The organism is Amycolatopsis sp. NPDC049253, from assembly GCF_040678995.1.
Taxonomy (GTDB): Bacteria; Actinomycetota; Actinomycetes; order Mycobacteriales; family Pseudonocardiaceae; genus Amycolatopsis.
Map to the genome: position 1 here is coordinate 93,078 of NZ_JBFAQX010000011.1, position 15,387 is coordinate 108,464.

Sequence of the window (15,387 nt, forward strand, 5' to 3'; positions counted from 1 at the left end):
TTCACTCCTTCGAGAGGTGCCCTTCGGCCGGCGACGGCACGACGCCGGCCCGGCTCGCCTGCGAGGTCCGTGCCTTGGCCTGGTGGGCCCGGGCGACCGCCACGACGCCGACCACGAAGACCCAGCCGGGGAAGATGAGCGCGAAGACCGGGTGGAAGGTCCAGCTCAGCAGCACCGTCGCGGCGCAGAGGTAGCCGAACCACACCAGCGGGCGCGCCAGCACACCCGCGGAGTTGAGCAGCGTCGTCGTGGTGATCATGTACATGCCGGCGACCCGGGCGCCGAAGACGAACACCAGCCCGTAACCGGCCGCGCTCAGCGCCCGCGCCACGTACACGGGCGGTAGCGGCGCCACCGAGAACTGCTTCAGCAGCGCGATCGCCCCGGCCAGCGCCATCCCCGAGAACAGCAGGATGATGAACGCCACTCCGGAGGCCAGCTGCAGCGCTCGCGGCATTTCCCGGTTCTGCGCGCCGGGGAGGCTCGCGATGAATTCACGCGTGGCCATCATGTGCCACAGGAAGACGATGCCCGCGAACGGGACGATGTACACGCCGGCGGTCACCAATGCACTGGAACCGCCGTCGGCGTAGAAATTCGCGTACCGGCTGTCCGGCACGGCCAGGCCCGGCGCCCGGTGCACCAGGATCAGCGCGACGGTGAACAGCGCCGCGAAGAGGATCCCCGACCAGCCCGCGACCAGCGCGTACCCCGGCCCGCGTCCGGTTTGGGCGGCAGCCCGCGCGTCCGCCCGGCTGCGCCGGCGGGTCCGGGTCCAAGCGGGCATCAGCGCCTCCCACCACGCCATTTTCCGGAAATGGCGCGCATGTCGGCCGGCTCAAAGAAATGGTGCCGTGGTGCAGCAGCGCGATCCTCATCGTCCTGCCCGGATCAGGGGGTGTCAACAAGCGGCGATTTCACCGGAAACGACGTGAAAAAACGGAGCATAATCAGCTCTCGGCCTCGTCGAAAAAAGGCTTACCGCTTCCGGCGTGGCGTTTCTTCACGGCTCGCGCTCGCCCGGCAGAGGACCGCGGAGAGACCTCCGTCACCGGGTGTGGCCAAGGTCGCCCCCTCGCGGGATGCACAGGCCAGACTACACAGCTTAGGCTGTGTATATGGCCACCGTACCCGCTCCCGTCGCCGAATCCGCAGGCTGGCTGCGCGGCGTCGTCGCGCAGCTGCACCGCCGGCTGCGGCAGGTCGACAACGCCGACAGCCTCACCCCGTCGCAGTCGGCCGCACTCAACCGCCTTTATCGCGAGGGCCCCGCGACGCAGGGTGAGCTCGCCGCCGCCGAGCACGTGCGGCAGCAGTCGATGGCCACCACGCTCTCGGCGCTCGATGCGCTCGGTTACCTCGCCCGCTCCCGCGACCCCGCCGACGGCCGCCGCACCGTGCTGTCGGTGTCCGAGCTCGGCGAGAAAACCGTGCAGGGGATCCGCCAGCACCGCGACGAGTGGCTCGCCCACGCCCTGGCCGCCGAGTTGACCGCCGAAGAGCTGGAGACGGTGCGCCAGGCTCTGCCGCTGCTGCAACGCGTCGCCGAGCACTGATCACCCGAAACCCAGGACACCCCCGACAAGTCTCAGGAACGAAGGAGCCGTGACGACCACCGCAACGCCCCGAAAGGCACCGGCGAGCTTCGGTGCCAAACTCGTCACCCCGCTGGTGGCGAGCGCGGTGCTGAACCCCATCAACTCCACCCTCATCGCCGTCGCGCTCGTGCCGATCGGGCAGAGCTTCGGCGCCGGGCCCGGCAAGACGGCCTGGCTGATCTCCGCTCTCTACCTCGCCACCGCCGTCGGCCAGCCCGTGGTCGGCCTGCTGGTGGACCGCTACGGCGCCCGGCGCGTGCTGCTCGGCGGCGCGTCCGTGGTGATCGTCGCCGGGATCGCCGGCATGATCCCGATCTCCGTCGAGTGGCTCACCGGCGTGCGCGCCGTGCTCGGCATCGGCACCTGTGCCGGCTTCCCCGCCGCGATGGCCGTGCTGCGCAAGCGCGCCGACGCGCTGGGCCAGGGCGTGCCCGCGCGCGTGCTGTCGCTGCTCTCGCTGTCCTCCCAGACGATCATGGTCATCGGCCCGACGCTCGGCGGCGTGCTGATCACGTTCTTCGGCTGGCCGGCCATCTTCGCCGTGAACATCCCGCTCGCGGGCTTGTCGCTGTTGCTGGCGATCTTCTGGGTCCCGAAGGACGCGCCGGTGCGCGACGAAACCACGAAACCGAAGCCGATCGACGTGCTCGGCATCGCGTTGTTCTCGCTCTCCCTGCTGGTGCTGCTGTGCTACCTGATGGCGCCCGGCATCGGCGACCTGTGGCTGCTCGCGGCGGCCGTCGCGGTCGGCGCGGTGTTCGTTCGGGTGGAGCTGCACACGCGGGTGCCGTTCATCGACCTGCGGATGCTCGTCGCCAACACCCCGATCCTGCGCACCTACCTGCGCCAGGCCCTGAGCTTCATGGCGATCTACGCGATCATGTTCGGCTACGTGCAGTGGCTCGAAGAGGGCCGCGGCTTCAGCGACGAGATCGCGGGGGCGCTGCTGCTGCCGATGTCGGTCGTGGCCGTGTGCGCGGCGGCGTTCTCGGGCCGGCCGACCGGCGTGCGGGCGCGGCTGGTGGTGGTCGCCGTGGCGCTGCTGGCCGGTTCGGTCGCGCTGCTGTTCGTCGGCGACACGACGTGGCTGGTCGGGCTGCTGGCCCTGGTCGCGGTGTTCGGCCTGGCCCAGGGGCTCACGAGCGTCGCGAACCAGACCACGCTCTACCGCGAGTCGCCCGCCGAGACCATGGGCACCGCCAGCGGCCTGTTCCGCACGGCCCAGTACCTCGGCGCGATCGTGGCCTCCACCGTGATCGCCCAGTGCTACGGCGTGCACGCCGACTCTGCCGGGCTGCACCGGCTGGGCATGGTGCTCGTGGTGATCAGCGCGTTGCTGCTGGTCGTGACGGTCGCCGACCGCGGGCTGAAGCTCGCCGAACGCCGGGAACGGGCCCAGCGCACCTGACATCGCCGGCGCCCATGATCGTCGGCGCGCTCCGTGATCGGCGTCACTCCGTCGGGCGAACTTTTCGGCCGGCGGAAGAGGTGCCCAGGTCAAGCAGCATCTTTCAAGTGTGAAAAACCAGACCCCGTGTCAGGGAATCCATGATCGAAGCGCACGATGGACACATGCACCGTGATGCGCCGAAGCACGACGTGGACGAAGCCGACCTGAAGGTGGGCAAGCCGAAGAGCTACGCGGCCGGCATCCCCGGCGTCGCCGTGTCGCTCAAGCGCGGCATCGAGCAGATGGGCCCCACGCGCACCGCGCTCACCCTGCGCCTGCTCAACCAGCGGGCGGGCTTCGACTGCCCGGGCTGCGCGTGGCCCGAGCCGCGCCAGGTCGACGGCGAGAAGCGCAAGCTCGCGGAGTTCTGTGAGAACGGCGCGAAGGCCGTCGCCGAGGAAGCCACGCGCCGTCGCGTGGACCGCGAGTTCTTCGCCACCCACTCGATCGCCGACCTGCGGGACAAGACGGACTACTGGCTGGGCCAGCAGGGCCGGGTCACCGAGCCGTTCGTGCTGCGCGAGGGTGCCACGCACTACGAGCCGATCTCGTGGGACGCCGCGTTCGACCTCGTCGCCGGTGAGCTCAACGGGCTGGCGAGCCCGCACGAGGCCGTGTTCTACACCTCGGGCCGCACCAGCAACGAGGCCGCGTTCCTCTACCAGCTGCTGGTGCGCTCCTACGGCACCAACAACCTGCCGGACTGCTCGAACATGTGCCACGAGTCCTCGGGCGCGGCGCTGGCCGCCAGCACCGGCATCGGCAAGGGGTCGGTGACCCTCGCCGACATCCACCACGCCGACCTGGTCGTGGTCGTCGGCCAGAACCCGGGCACCAACCACCCGCGCATGCTCTCGGCGCTGGAGACGGCGAAGGGCAACGGCGCCAAGGTCCTCGCCGTGAACCCGCTGCCCGAGGCCGGGCTGATGCGGTTCAAGAACCCGCAGAACGTGCGCGGCGTCGTCGGCGAGGGCACCCCGCTCGCCGACGAGTTCGCGCAGATCCGCCTCGGTGGCGACCTCGCGCTGTTCCAGGCCGTGGGCCACCTGCTGCTGCAATGGGACGAAGAGGCGCCGGGCGCGATCATCGACCGGGAGTTCGTGCAGTCCTCGACCCACGGGTACGAGGACTGGGCGAAGAACCTGCTCGAGATCGACTGGCCCGAGACGGAGAAGGCCACGGGCCTGCCGCGCGAGCAGATCGAGCACGTGGCGCGGATGATCGCCACGTCCGAGCGCACGATCTACTGCTGGGCCATGGGCCTCACGCAGCACAAGCACGCGGTGCCCACGATCGCCGAGATCGCGAACCTCGCGCTCGCCCGCGGCATGATCGGCAAGCCGGGCGCGGGCCTGTGCCCGGTGCGCGGCCACTCGAACGTGCAAGGCGACCGCACGATGGGCGTCTGGGAGAAGATGCCCGAGTCGTTCATGGACGCGCTCGACCGCGAGTTCGGCATCACCGTGCCGCGCGAGCACGGCTGGGACACCGTCGACTCGATCCGCGCGATGCGCGACGGCCGCGGCAAGGTCTTCTTCGCCATGGGCGGCAACTTCGCCTCCGCGACACCCGACTCCGACGTCACGGCGAAGGCGCTGAGCTCGTGCTCGCTCACCGTGCACGTGTCGACGAAGCTCAACCGTTCGCACGTGGTCCACGGCACCACCGCGCTGATCCTGCCCACGCTCGGGCGCACCGAGCGTGACGTGCAGGAGTCGGGGCCGCAGTTCGTGACCGTCGAGGACTCGATGTCGCAGGTGCACGCCTCGCGCGGCCGGGTCAAGCCGGCTTCGGCGCACCTGATCTCCGAGGTCGCGATCGTGTGCCGGCTGGCGGAGCGGCTGCTAGGCGCGGACCACGCTGTGCCGTGGCGCTCGTTCGAGAAGAACTACGACCTGATCCGCGACCGCATCGCGGGCGTGGTGCCGGGCTGCGAGGACTACAACCGCCGCGTGCGCGAGCCCGACGGTTTCGTGCTCCCCAACGCACCGCGCGACGCCCGCGAGTTCACGGGCACGGAGACGGGCAAGGGCACGTTCACGGTGTCGGAGTTCGAGTACCCCGAGGTGCCGGCGGGCCGGCTGCTGCTGCAGACGATGCGCAGCCACGACCAGTACAACACCACGATCTACGGCCTGTCCGACCGCTACCGCGGCATCGAGGACGGCCGGCGCGTGGTTTTCGTGAACCCGGACGACCTGGCCGAGCTGGGCATCGCCGACGGCGAGATCGTGGACCTGGTCTCGGAGTGGCGCGACGGCGACCGCCGCGCGCCGCGCTTCCGCGCCGTGTCCTACCCGACGGCCCGTGGCTGCGCGGCGGCCTACTTCCCGGAGGCCAACGCGCTGGTGCCGCTGGACTCCGTCGCGGAGAAGTCCAACACGCCGGTGTCGAAGGCGGTCGTGGTCCGGCTGGAGCCGCACCACCACTCGTGACGGTCAGGCGCTGGGGACCTGGGCTTTCGCCGCGACTCTCGTGGCGAGGACCAACCCCAGCGCCGCGCCCAGGGTGTTGAGCAGCACGTCGTCGACGTCGGCACTGCGGCCGATGAAGTACTGCACGGTCTCGATCGCGAGTGAGAGCCCGGCCGACGCGGCAACGACGGCCGCTTTCCTTCGGGTGACCACGTGGGCGAGGAATCCCAGCGGCACGAACAGCGCGATGTTGCCCAGGTTGTTGAGCAGCCCGATCGGGCCGTTGACGTTCACGGCCTCGTCGAGGATCCCCGCGAGCGGCACGAGGTTGAGGTTCTCGGGCGGGCTGAGGTGCCCCGGGCGCAGCGTGAGGGCGAGCACCGCCAGGACGGCCACGACAAGCAGACGGCGGGCCCAAGATCGCATGCCGGCCAGTCAACCAGCCCGGCGATCGGGCTCGGAAGTCAGTCCACGCAGTTGTCACCCGCGCCGGTGATCGGCGTATCGCCCGCCCCGGCAGCGGCCCCGCCGCCGGTGTCACCGCCGCCGGTGTCACCGCCGCCGGACGAGGTGCCGGGTCCGGCGTAGACCTGGCCGAGCGTCACCTCGATGTGGCCGGCCGGCACGTCGGCGGACTCGGCGGTGGCGAGGCCCCCCAGGAGCTCCGCCACCGCCTTGCCCTGGGTGGCCAGCGCGGCGCCGTACCGGACCAGTGAGGTGCGGCGCGCGGCGGCGTTGCCGGTGGTGCCGGGCGTGAAACCCTTGTCCTTCACCACGTCCGAGACGCGCTGGGCGAGGCCGCTCGTGTCACCGGCATTGGCCACGTCCACCACCACGCCCGAAGGTGCTTGTGGTTTCGGGGAAGCCGGGTGCGCGCCGATCAGGCTCGCGGCGAACTGCTTGACCTGCACGGGATCCACCTGCACCGCCGTCGCGCGCGGGTCGCTTTTGCTGTAGCGGTAGTCGGGGTTGACGACGGGGATCGTCGAGAACTGGATGCCGCCGCCGGAAATCCCGCGCATCTGGCCGATGAAGTCGAGCAGGTTCCAGGAATCGTCGAGGACCACGGACTTCTTGACGGCGTCGATGAGATCGCCGACCTTGCCCGGATCGGAGAGCGTGCCCGCCGAAAGGACCTGGTGCGCCAGCGAAGCGAGGAACACCTGCTGGCGCCGCATGCGGCCGAAGTCGCTGCCCTTGACGCCGTGGCGCTGGCGCACGAACGCGAGCGCGTCGGCCCCGGAGATCTTCTGCGGCCCCGCCGGGAAGTTCGCGCCCGAGTCGGGGTCCTTCGTCGCGTTGTTCAGGCAGACCTCGACTCCGCCGATGGCATTGCTGATGTCGTAGAAGCTCAGCAGATTCACCTCGGCGAAATGGTCGATCGTCACGCCGGTGAGGTCCTCGACCGCCTGCCGCGTGGCGCGCCGCCCGGCGGTGAGGGACTCCTGCTCGATCTTGTCCTTGTCGGTCTCGCCCGCGGCGCGCAGTTTCGAAGCCTCTTCGGCTTTTCCGCGGCCGTACGCCGCGTTGATCTTGCCCTTCCCGCCGCCCGGCAGCGGCACGTACGAGTCGCGCGGGATCGAAAACGCCTTCACCGTCTGCGTGCCGTTCGGGATCCGCAGCACGATCAGGGTGTCGGTGAGGTCATCGCCGTTGGGCCCGGCCCGCAGTTCACGCAGGACGTCCGGCGGGAGCGGGTTGCCCTGCTGGTCGGCCCGCGAGTCGCGGCCCAGGAGCAGGATGTCGAGCGACCCGTCGGCCGGCTGTTCCCCGGGTTCGGTCTGTTTGCCGGCGTCGATCACGCTGCTGCGCGTGACGTCGTCGAGTGAGCTCAGCGTCGAATAGCCATACGCCGTGCCGGCGAACACCACCAGCGCCAGCGTGGAGACGACGATCTTCCCTGCGATCCGCACGCCCTACCGACGCCGTGCGGCCCGATTCTGCTGCAAGAGTGACCCAGTTCACAGCTCAGCGCAGGTACGACGCGCCGTTCAGGTCGAGGATCGCACCCGACGCCCAGGTCGCCTCGGCCGAGGCCAGGTACACGACCGCGTTGGCGATCTCCTCGGGCTGGGCCACCCGGCCGAACGGGCTCTGCTCCCGCACGGCGTCGGTGATCCGGTGCGCGACGCGTTCGGTCGCCGTGAACCCCGGCGCCACCGACGTCACCGAGATCCCGTGCGGCGCCAGCTCGATCGCGAGCGACTGGCCGAGCGCGTGGAGCGCGGCCTTGCTCGCGCCGTACGCGGGGTGCTCGGGCTCGCCGCGGAACGCGCCGCGCGAGCCGACGTTCACGATCCGCCCCGGCGCTTTCCGCGCGATGAGGTGGCGGGCGACGTGGAAGGAGATGTTGGCGGCGCCCATCAGGTTGACGTCCAGCGTGCGGCGCCAGACTTCCTGCCAGTGCGCGTAGCCGACGGTCGCGACGGGCGTCGACGTCTCGGGCGTGGTGCCGACGGCCGCGTTGTTCACGAGCACGTCGACGCCACCGAGCAGCTCCTCGGCCGTGTCCGCGATCCGTTGCGCCGCTTCGGGATCGCCGAGGTCGCCGCCGACCGGCACGTGGCCCTCGCCCGGGAGCGCGGCCAGCGTCTCCTCGGCCGCCGCGGCGTTCGATCCATAGTGGACGGCCACCCGGTCACCCCGGGCGGCGAAGGCGTGGGCGATCGCGCGGCCGATGCCGCGGGAGCCGCCGGTGACGAGGACGTTCACTTCGCGAACAGCTGCGCTTCGTCGCGGAACGCCTTGAACTCCAGGGCGTTGCCGGCCGGGTCGTGCAGGAACATCGTCCACTGCTCCCCCGGTTCGCCGGCGAAGCGCTGGTACGGCTCGATCACGAACTCCGTGCCCGCGTCGCGCAGGCGGCCGGCGAGCTCGTGGAAGGAGTCGACGTCAAGGACCAGGCCGAAGTGGGGCACGGGCACGTCGTGACCGTCCACGGGGTTGCGGCCGGCCTCGGCGCGCGTGCCGGGCACCACGTGCGTGACGACCTGGTGGCCCCGGAAGTCCCAGTCCACCCACGCGTCCGCCGAACGGCCCTCTGCCAGCCCGAGCACCCCGCCGTAGAACGCACGGGCGCGGGCGAGGTCGTCGACCGGGATGGCGAGGTGGAACGCGGGGCGCATGGGCTCTCCTTCGGCTCGCGGTGGCTCCCTCACCTTGAAGCGCCCATGTCCGAATGTCAACATTGACCGATGGACGCCACACCGTTGCGGAAAGCGGCGCGCCGCGGCCTCGCCGAGGAAGCCGCCGACCGCGTGCGCGACGCGATCTTCGCCGGCCACTTCCCGCCCGGCGCGCCCCTGCGTGAGGTCGAGCTCGCAGAGTCGCTGGAGGTCAGCCGCGGCTCGGTGCGCGAGGGCCTCGCCCTGCTCACCCGCGAAGGCCTCGTCCGCGGCGGCTGGCACCGCCCGACCACGGTCGTCGAGGTGACCGCGGTGGACGTCGAGGAGGTGTACTCCGTGCGGGCCGCGCTCGACCGCCTGGCCGCGGTCACGGCTCGGACCCGGTCCGCTGTGGACGATCTGGCCGCCTTGGACGACCTCGTGGCCGCGCTGGCCTCCGCGGTCGGCTCCGGCGCGGACGGCCCCCGGTTGCTGGCGCTCGACATCGCGTTCCACGACCGCGTCTACGCCGCCGCGGGCAACCGCCGCCTGACGGAGGCGTGGGAGGCGGTGCGTTCGCAGGTGTTCCTGTTCCAGCTGCGGCGCGTGTCCCTGGGGGCTTCGCAGTACCGCTCCCATGTCGTCGCCGAACACCGCGAACTGGCGGCCCTGATCCGCGACGGCGACGCGGCCGAACTGGACCGCGTCGCCGCCGACCACGTGGACTCCGCCCGGCGCCGGCTGCTGGCGGAGCTCTAACCGTCCACTGCGGATTCCAGCGCGGCTTTCACCTTGGCGTTGCTGGTCATGCTCATCGTCACCACGGTCATCGTCAGCAGGACCGCCGCAGCGGCGAAGTACGGGGTGCGCAGGCCCGCCGCCGAGGCGAGCCAGCCGCCCAGCAGCGCGCCGAGGGGGCCGGCCGACAGGGAGACCAGGCGGGAGGCCGCGGCGACCCGGCCCATGAGCCGGCCGGGGACGATCGCCTGGCGCAGCGACCAGCCGAGCACCATGGTGGTGGCCATGCCGCAGCCGCAGAGGACGAACATGGCGCCGGCGAGCCACGGGTTGTCCGCGAGCCCGAAGACGAGGATCGACCCGCCCTCCACCACGGCCGTCAGCGTGAGCGCCGTGCCCGTGCCGACGAGTTTCTCCAGTGGTCCCGCCACGACCATGGCGCCAAGCAGCCCGCCGACGGCGTCGGCGGCGAGCAGGAACCCGTAACCGACCGAGGACAGGCCCAGGGTGTCCTGCGCGAACAGCACCAGCACCGCCCCCACCGCGCCGAACGCCAGGTTGCCGACCGCCGGCCGCAGAGCCAGGCCGAGCAGCAGCCGATCCCGGACGACGTAGCGGAAACCCTCCCGCGCGTCCGCCCACACGCCGCGGCCCTCGACGCGCTCGGGCACCGGTGTCGAGGGCAACGTCCGGATCAGCAGCGCACTCGCCACGAACGACACGGCGTCCACCAGGAACGGCACCGTCCGCGCGAGCGAGAACAGGAAGCTGCCCAGCGGCGGCCCCGCGAACTGCCCGGCCGCCGTCGACGCGCCCCGCAGCCGGCCGTTGGCGCGGCGCAGCAACGTCTGGTCGCGCCCGAGCAGGTCCGGCAGGTAGGCCTGCGAGGCCACATCGAAGAACAGCTGTCCCACGCCCAGCAGGAACGCCAGCACCAGCAGCGCCGGGATCCCCAGCGCCCCGACCGCCCCCGCGACGACCGCGAGCGCCAGCAACGAGGCCTGCCACAGATCGGCGAGCCACATCGTGCGCCGCCGGTCCCACCGGTCCACCAGCGCGCCCGCCACCAGCCCCACCACCAGGTGCGGCAGCACCATCGCCACCGACACCAGGCTGATCACCACGGGGTCCTTGCTCAACGCGACGGCGAACAACGGCAACGCCGCCGCGTACGCCCCATCCCCCAACCCCGACACCGTCGCCGCTGTCCACAACCGCGCGAAGGCGGGCGGCATCTTCGGCGCCGCAGCCGAGCGGCGCAACCCGCGCACCATCGCGCTCATTGCGCCGCCCCTTCACCGGGCCGGAAGAACGCCACCGCGATCGTCGCCGCGGGCTCGGCCGGTTCGCGCGCCGCGTGCATCTCGTCAAGCAGCTCGCCCAGCCGCCGTTCGAACTCCGCGTAGCGCGACTCCCCCAGGCGCAGGTGCGACATGCGCACGTACCGCGCCCCCTCCGGAGCGGTCGCGAGGTCGTTGATCGCGTGCTGCAGCAGCACGTCGCGCTGGCCGGGCGCCGGGTCCGGCAGCTCGATCGTCTTCGCGACCATCCCGTAGTACCGCTCGATCACGCCGCGCACCTTGCGCGTGCGCACCACGTGGATGAGCCCGGCGCGCTCCAGCACCCGCACGTGGTAACTCGAACTCCCTTTCGCCAGATCCAGGCGCGCGGCGATCTGCGTGATCGTCGCGGGCCCGTCGCGCAGCACCGCGAGCACGCGGTGACGCACCAGGTTGTTCACGGCCCGAAGCTGTTCAGTCGTCCGCACCTCGACACTGTCGGAGGGCGGAACGTAGTCGTCCCCAGTCACGAGGAACAATGGTCAACGACTCTTGACCATTTGTCCAGTCCTTTTTTCGGGCGAAGCCGCGAGGCCGAGGACCGTGACCTCCCGGCCCGGGGTGGGCCGCCAGTGCCGGTTCCCGGACGGTCCTGAGTGGACATTGCTCGTCACGGCGGTCCGGCGGGCGGCCGACGGCGAAACGAAAAGAGCGCGACCACCGGCACGTCGTGCACCGGTGGTCGCGCTCCTTGCCGAAGCGGACCCGAGCGTTCCCGCTCAGTGAGGCATCAGCCGCCGAACAGGTCGATGACCTTGAGGATCAGCTCGTAGACGCCGTAGACGAACGGCACCACCACCCACAGCCACGCGACCACGAGCAGCACGGTGCGCCCGGTCGAGCGCTCTTCCACGTCCGGTGTGCTCATCACGCCTCACTCCCCACCTGGGTGCTCGCCACGGGCTCGTGGTACTTCGCCTTGACCGGCCGCACGAACTCGTTGGCGATGAAGCCGACCACGAGCAGCACGATCATGATGTAGAACGACGTCGCGTAGAGGTCCGGACCACTCTTGCCCGCGGACTTCTCGCTGTCGGCGATGCCGTCGACGATCAGCGGCCCGAGCACGCCGGCCACCGACCACGCGGTGAGCAGCCGGCCGTGGATCGCGCCGACCTGGTAGTTGCCGAACAGGTCCTTCAGGTACGCCGGCAGCGTCGAGAAACCGCCGCCGTAGAAGGAGAGGATCAGCATGGCGCACAGCACGAACAGCAGCTTCGACGAGTTCGTGGTCAGCGCGATGATCAGGTACAGCACCGCGCCCACGCCGAGGTAGAAGCGGTAGATGTTCTTGCGCCCCACGGCATCCGAGACCGACGACCAGACGAACCGGCCCAGCATGTTGGTGAGCGAGAGCATCGCGACGAAACCGGCGGCGGCGGCCGTGCCGACCGGCGCCGAGGTGCCCTTGAAGAAGTCCGTGATCATCGGCGCGGCCTTCTCCAGGATGCCGATGCCCGCGGTCACGTTGAGGCACAGCACGATCCACAGGCACCAGAACTGCGGTGTCTTGAGCGCGTTGGCGGCCGAGACGTTGTGCGTGGAGATGAGCTTCTTGGTCTCCAGGACCTTCGGCTCCCAGCCCGCGGGCTTCCACCCGTCGGCCGGCACGCGCACGAGCAGCACGCCCATCGTCATGAACACCGCGTAAACGACACCGTGGATCAGGAACGCCACCGCGATGTCGCTCGTGGTCGGTGCCGAGCCGAGCATCGCCGAGGACCACGGCGAGGCGATGAGCGCGCCGCCCCCGAAGCCCATGATCGCGATGCCCGTGGCCATGCCGGGCCGGTCGGGGAACCACTTGATCAGCGTCGACACGGGTGAGATGTAGCCGATCCCGAGCCCGATGCCGCCGATCCCGCCGTAGCCGACGACCACGAGCCAGAACTGCCCGGTCGCGACGCCGAGCGCCGAAACGAGGAAGCCGGTGCCGAAACAGATCGTCGCCACGAACATGGCCCAGCGCGGGCCGTTCTTCTCCACGAGCGTGCCGCCGAACGCCGCCGAGAGGCCGAGCATCACGATGCCCAGCTGGAACGGCAGCCCGGACTCCGTGCCCGAGAGGTGCATGGTCTTCTCGAGCGGCGTTTTGAACACGCTCCATGCGTACGCTTGACCGATCGAGAGATGTATCGAGAGCGCTGCGGGTGGGACCAGCCAACGGGTCCAGCCGGGCGGTGCGACGATACGAGAGCGGGCCAGGAAGCCGAGGGCCATCGTCAGACTCCTCCGAACTGTGAGGTGATGCTGGGAATGTATTACTTATTCCCCGACGTTGCATCGGCTGGGTGTCGTAGATCGTCTGCGCACGTCTTCAAAGGCCGTTGAAAGGTGGACAGATGGGCAGGGTGACCGTGCGGCGGCCGGTGCGGAGGATTTCCTCGACCGGTGAACGTCGTCGCCCCGACTCGCTGGCGGCCGAAGAGCCGTTGGAGATCCGCGTCGGCGGCAAGGCACTCGCTGTGACGATGCGCACTCCGGGTCACGATGTCGAGCTGGCCCACGGTTTCCTGCTGTCGGAGGGCGTGGTCGGCTCCCGCGAGGACATCGCGGCCGCGCGCTACTGCGACGGCGTCGACGACCAGGGGCGCAACACCTACAACGTGCTCGACGTGACACTCGCGCCCGGAGTGGCACCTCCGGACGTCGGCGTGGAGCGCAACTTCTACACCACGTCCTCGTGCGGCGTCTGCGGCAAGGCCGCGCTCGACGCCGTGAAGCTGAAGAGCCGCTTCTCCCCCGCGGACTCGGCGTTCGAGGTGAAGACCGACGTGCTGGCGAAGCTTCCGGACACGTTGCGGGAACAGCAGAAGGTGTTCAAGTCCACCGGCGGGCTGCACGCGGCCGCACTGTTCACTCCGGACGGTGAGCTGGAGGTCGTGCGCGAGGACGTCGGGCGCCACAACGCCGTGGACAAGGTGCTCGGGTGGGCCGTGCAGGCCGGCCGGATCCCCGCGCCCGGCTCCGGGCTGCTGGTCTCCGGCCGCGCCTCGTTCGAGCTGGTGCAGAAGGCGGCGATGGCCGGGATCGGCCTGCTCGCCGCGGTGTCCGCTCCGTCCTCTTTGGCCGTTGAGCTGGCCGAGGAGAACGGCATGACGCTCATCGGTTTCCTGCGTGGCGACAGCATGAACCTCTACACCGGCGATCAGCGGGTGCTGACCTAGGCCGTCCGGGCTAGCCGATCGGCACCCAGTTGCCGTGGAAGCCGTGCGGCACGCGATCGGGCAGGTGCACGGCGGCGACGGGCTCGAGCGTTCCGGCGTCCAGCAGCGTCAGGTCGCTGCGCTGCGTGGCGGCGTCGAAGACGAACCCCATGAGCACACCCTCGTCCTCGGCAGCGTCCACACGGGACGGTACGAACACGAACTCGCCGGGCACCCGGCCGGGGCCGAATCCGTGCCGCTGGGCGGTTCCGGCGCGAAGATCGTGCTTGTACACCGCGCCGGTCAGGTTCGAGAGCCCGTCGACGGCCACCGCGTAGCCGTAGCGGTGCGCACGCCCGACGTGGCGCTCGTCGACGCGCGGGAACTCCTGGCCGTGCTCGTCGATCCGCTCTTCGAGGACCTTGCCCGCCGTGAGGTCGACGGTCCAGCGGTCGAGCGTCGGCTCGCCTTCGGTCGGGCCGTGCACGCCGCGGTCGAACACCTTGGGGTGGCGCACGACGTGCAGGACGATCCGGTCGCCGTCGTCGTAGGCGTTGAGCGGGTGGAAGACGTAACACGGCTCGACGTCGAACCAGCGCACGTCGGAGTTGTCCCCGTCGCGCGGCATCACGCCGACGCGGGCCGGGTACTCGGGGTCCCAGCGGTACGGCAGTGAGCTCACGCCCCGGCCGCTGCGCGCGGTGACCGGGTCGGGCACGTCGACGTGGGCGGGCGTCTGGTTCGCGTCGAAGGTCACGGGCAGGTCGTAGAAGACGACGTGTTTTTCGGTCAGCGAGAAATCGTGCATCATCGGCCGGCCGGCCACGTCGATGTCCACGACGCGCCGCGCCCGCCCGTCGGTGCCGACGACCGAGTACCGCACGCGGTTGCCGAGGCCGAAGGTGTACGTGACGGCGTGCAGCTCGCCCGTGCGCGGGTCGCGCTTGGGGTGGGCCGTGTAGCCGCCGGGCAGCGTGCCGTCGAAGTCGCACGCGCCGACGGTGTCGAGCTCCTCGGTGAGCTCGTACGCGGGCAGACCGCCCTCGATGAGCGCCAGCGTGCGCCCCGCGTGGCCGATGACGTTCGTGTTCGCCCCGATGCCCCTGTTGGGCGCCTCCGGCCCTTCACCGAGCAACCCCGCGACGTGCGGCGTGCGGATCCAGCGGTTGCGGTACCACTCCGCCAGCCCGTTCCGCAGGCGGACGCCGTGGACCATCCCGTCGCCGAGGAACCAGTGGTAGCTCCCCGGGTCCTGCCGCGCGAGCGGGTTGGGCCCGTTGCGCAGATAGCGGCCGTCGAGGTAGCCGGGCAGCTCTCCGGTCACCTCGAGCCGCGTGGTCGTGTGCTCGTGGGTGACGGGGGCGAAGTTGCCTTCGAGGAACTTGTTGGGCATGCGAGAGCCTTTCGTAACAGTGTTATTCATTGATAACAGAGTTATGAAACGCTCGCAAGACCCCGGATTTCAGGACTGGCGCCGCGGGCACGGACTCTGCACGATGATCGGTGACGCCAGGCAACGCACGGATGGTGACCTGCGTCCAGGTGGGTGAGAGTTTCCTGCGGTGATCTGGGACGGAGGCCGAGGTGGACGGATGGG

15 protein-coding genes are annotated in these 15,387 nt (G+C 70.4%); 5 read left to right on the top strand and 10 right to left on the bottom strand.

Annotated elements, in window-relative coordinates:
* Position 1 precedes the first annotated feature (1 nt).
* On the bottom strand, positions 2–787 hold the full coding sequence (locus AB0K15_RS24980) for a hypothetical protein (protein WP_364054909.1): 786 nt from the start codon (positions 785–787) through the stop codon (positions 2–4).
* Positions 788–1,118: 331 nt separating this feature from the next.
* Between AB0K15_RS24980 and AB0K15_RS24985 the strand changes: the two genes are divergently transcribed.
* The 3 genes from AB0K15_RS24985 to AB0K15_RS24995 all read left to right on the top strand — a co-directional run bounded on the left by AB0K15_RS24985 (position 1,119) and on the right by AB0K15_RS24995 (position 5,483).
* On the top strand, positions 1,119–1,556 hold the full coding sequence (locus tag AB0K15_RS24985) for a MarR family transcriptional regulator (protein ID WP_364054912.1): 438 nt from the start codon (positions 1,119–1,121) through the stop codon (positions 1,554–1,556).
* Positions 1,557–1,671: 115 nt separating this feature from the next.
* The gene (locus tag AB0K15_RS24990) at positions 1,672–3,006 is read left to right on the top strand and encodes an MFS transporter (RefSeq protein ID WP_364055324.1); all 1,335 of its coding nucleotides are present in this window, start codon (positions 1,672–1,674) and stop codon (positions 3,004–3,006) included.
* A gap of 164 nt (positions 3,007–3,170) precedes the next feature.
* Positions 3,171–5,483 carry an FdhF/YdeP family oxidoreductase gene (locus tag AB0K15_RS24995; protein WP_364054915.1) on the top strand — a complete coding sequence of 771 codons (2,313 nt, stop codon included), beginning with the start codon at positions 3,171–3,173 and terminating at the stop codon, positions 5,481–5,483.
* Positions 5,484–5,486: 3 nt separating this feature from the next.
* Here the strand turns inward: AB0K15_RS24995 and AB0K15_RS25000 are convergent, their stop codons facing one another.
* From AB0K15_RS25000 to AB0K15_RS25015, 4 genes are read right to left on the bottom strand one after another with little or no spacing between them, the layout of a single operon-like run.
* Positions 5,487–5,888 carry a VanZ family protein gene (locus AB0K15_RS25000; protein ID WP_364054918.1) on the bottom strand — a complete coding sequence of 134 codons (402 nt, stop codon included), beginning with the start codon at positions 5,886–5,888 and terminating at the stop codon, positions 5,487–5,489.
* 38 nt (positions 5,889–5,926) lie between these two features.
* Positions 5,927–7,375, bottom strand: coding sequence for an LCP family protein (locus AB0K15_RS25005; RefSeq protein WP_364054921.1), 1,449 nt, complete (start codon positions 7,373–7,375; stop codon positions 5,927–5,929).
* Positions 7,376–7,430: 55 nt separating this feature from the next.
* On the bottom strand, positions 7,431–8,174 hold the full coding sequence (locus AB0K15_RS25010; protein ID WP_364054924.1) for an SDR family oxidoreductase: 744 nt from the start codon (positions 8,172–8,174) through the stop codon (positions 7,431–7,433).
* Positions 8,171–8,587: a VOC family protein gene (locus tag AB0K15_RS25015; RefSeq protein WP_364054927.1), complete on the bottom strand. Its 417-nt coding sequence runs from the start codon at positions 8,585–8,587 to the stop codon at positions 8,171–8,173. The genes AB0K15_RS25010 and AB0K15_RS25015 overlap by 4 nt, the downstream gene beginning before the upstream one ends.
* 69 nt (positions 8,588–8,656) lie before the next feature.
* Between AB0K15_RS25015 and AB0K15_RS25020 the strand changes: the two genes are divergently transcribed.
* Positions 8,657–9,325 (top strand): GntR family transcriptional regulator, encoded by a 669-nt coding sequence (locus AB0K15_RS25020; protein WP_364054930.1) that lies wholly within the window; start codon positions 8,657–8,659, stop codon positions 9,323–9,325.
* Here the strand turns inward: AB0K15_RS25020 and AB0K15_RS25025 are convergent.
* The 4 genes from AB0K15_RS25025 to AB0K15_RS25040 all read right to left on the bottom strand — a co-directional run bounded on the left by AB0K15_RS25025 (position 9,322) and on the right by AB0K15_RS25040 (position 12,864).
* Positions 9,322–10,587: an MFS transporter gene (locus AB0K15_RS25025; RefSeq protein ID WP_364054933.1), complete on the bottom strand. Its 1,266-nt coding sequence runs from the start codon at positions 10,585–10,587 to the stop codon at positions 9,322–9,324. The two genes, AB0K15_RS25020 and AB0K15_RS25025, sit on opposite strands and share 4 nt — an antisense overlap.
* Positions 10,584–11,072, bottom strand: a complete 489-nt coding sequence (locus AB0K15_RS25030) for a helix-turn-helix domain-containing protein (RefSeq protein ID WP_364054936.1) — start codon at positions 11,070–11,072, stop codon at positions 10,584–10,586. Before AB0K15_RS25030 ends, AB0K15_RS25025 begins: the two co-directional genes overlap by 4 nt.
* Positions 11,073–11,374: 302 nt before the next feature.
* A complete protein-coding gene (locus AB0K15_RS25035; protein WP_364054939.1) occupies positions 11,375–11,512 on the bottom strand; it encodes a hypothetical protein in 138 nt (45 codons plus the stop codon).
* Complete coding sequence (locus AB0K15_RS25040; RefSeq protein ID WP_364054942.1) at positions 11,512–12,864, bottom strand: OFA family MFS transporter; 1,353 nt, start codon at positions 12,862–12,864, stop codon at positions 11,512–11,514. The genes AB0K15_RS25035 and AB0K15_RS25040 overlap by 1 nt, the downstream gene beginning before the upstream one ends.
* A 122-nt stretch (positions 12,865–12,986) precedes the next feature.
* Between AB0K15_RS25040 and fdhD the strand changes: the two genes are divergently transcribed.
* Complete coding sequence (fdhD, locus tag AB0K15_RS25045; protein ID WP_364054945.1) at positions 12,987–13,811, top strand: formate dehydrogenase accessory sulfurtransferase FdhD; 825 nt, start codon at positions 12,987–12,989, stop codon at positions 13,809–13,811.
* Positions 13,812–13,821: 10 nt separating this feature from the next.
* On the opposite strand, the gene AB0K15_RS25050 is transcribed toward fdhD, so the two are convergent.
* Positions 13,822–15,183, bottom strand: coding sequence for a carotenoid oxygenase family protein (locus tag AB0K15_RS25050; protein WP_364054948.1), 1,362 nt, complete (start codon positions 15,181–15,183; stop codon positions 13,822–13,824).
* Positions 15,184–15,387: the final 204 nt, after the last annotated feature.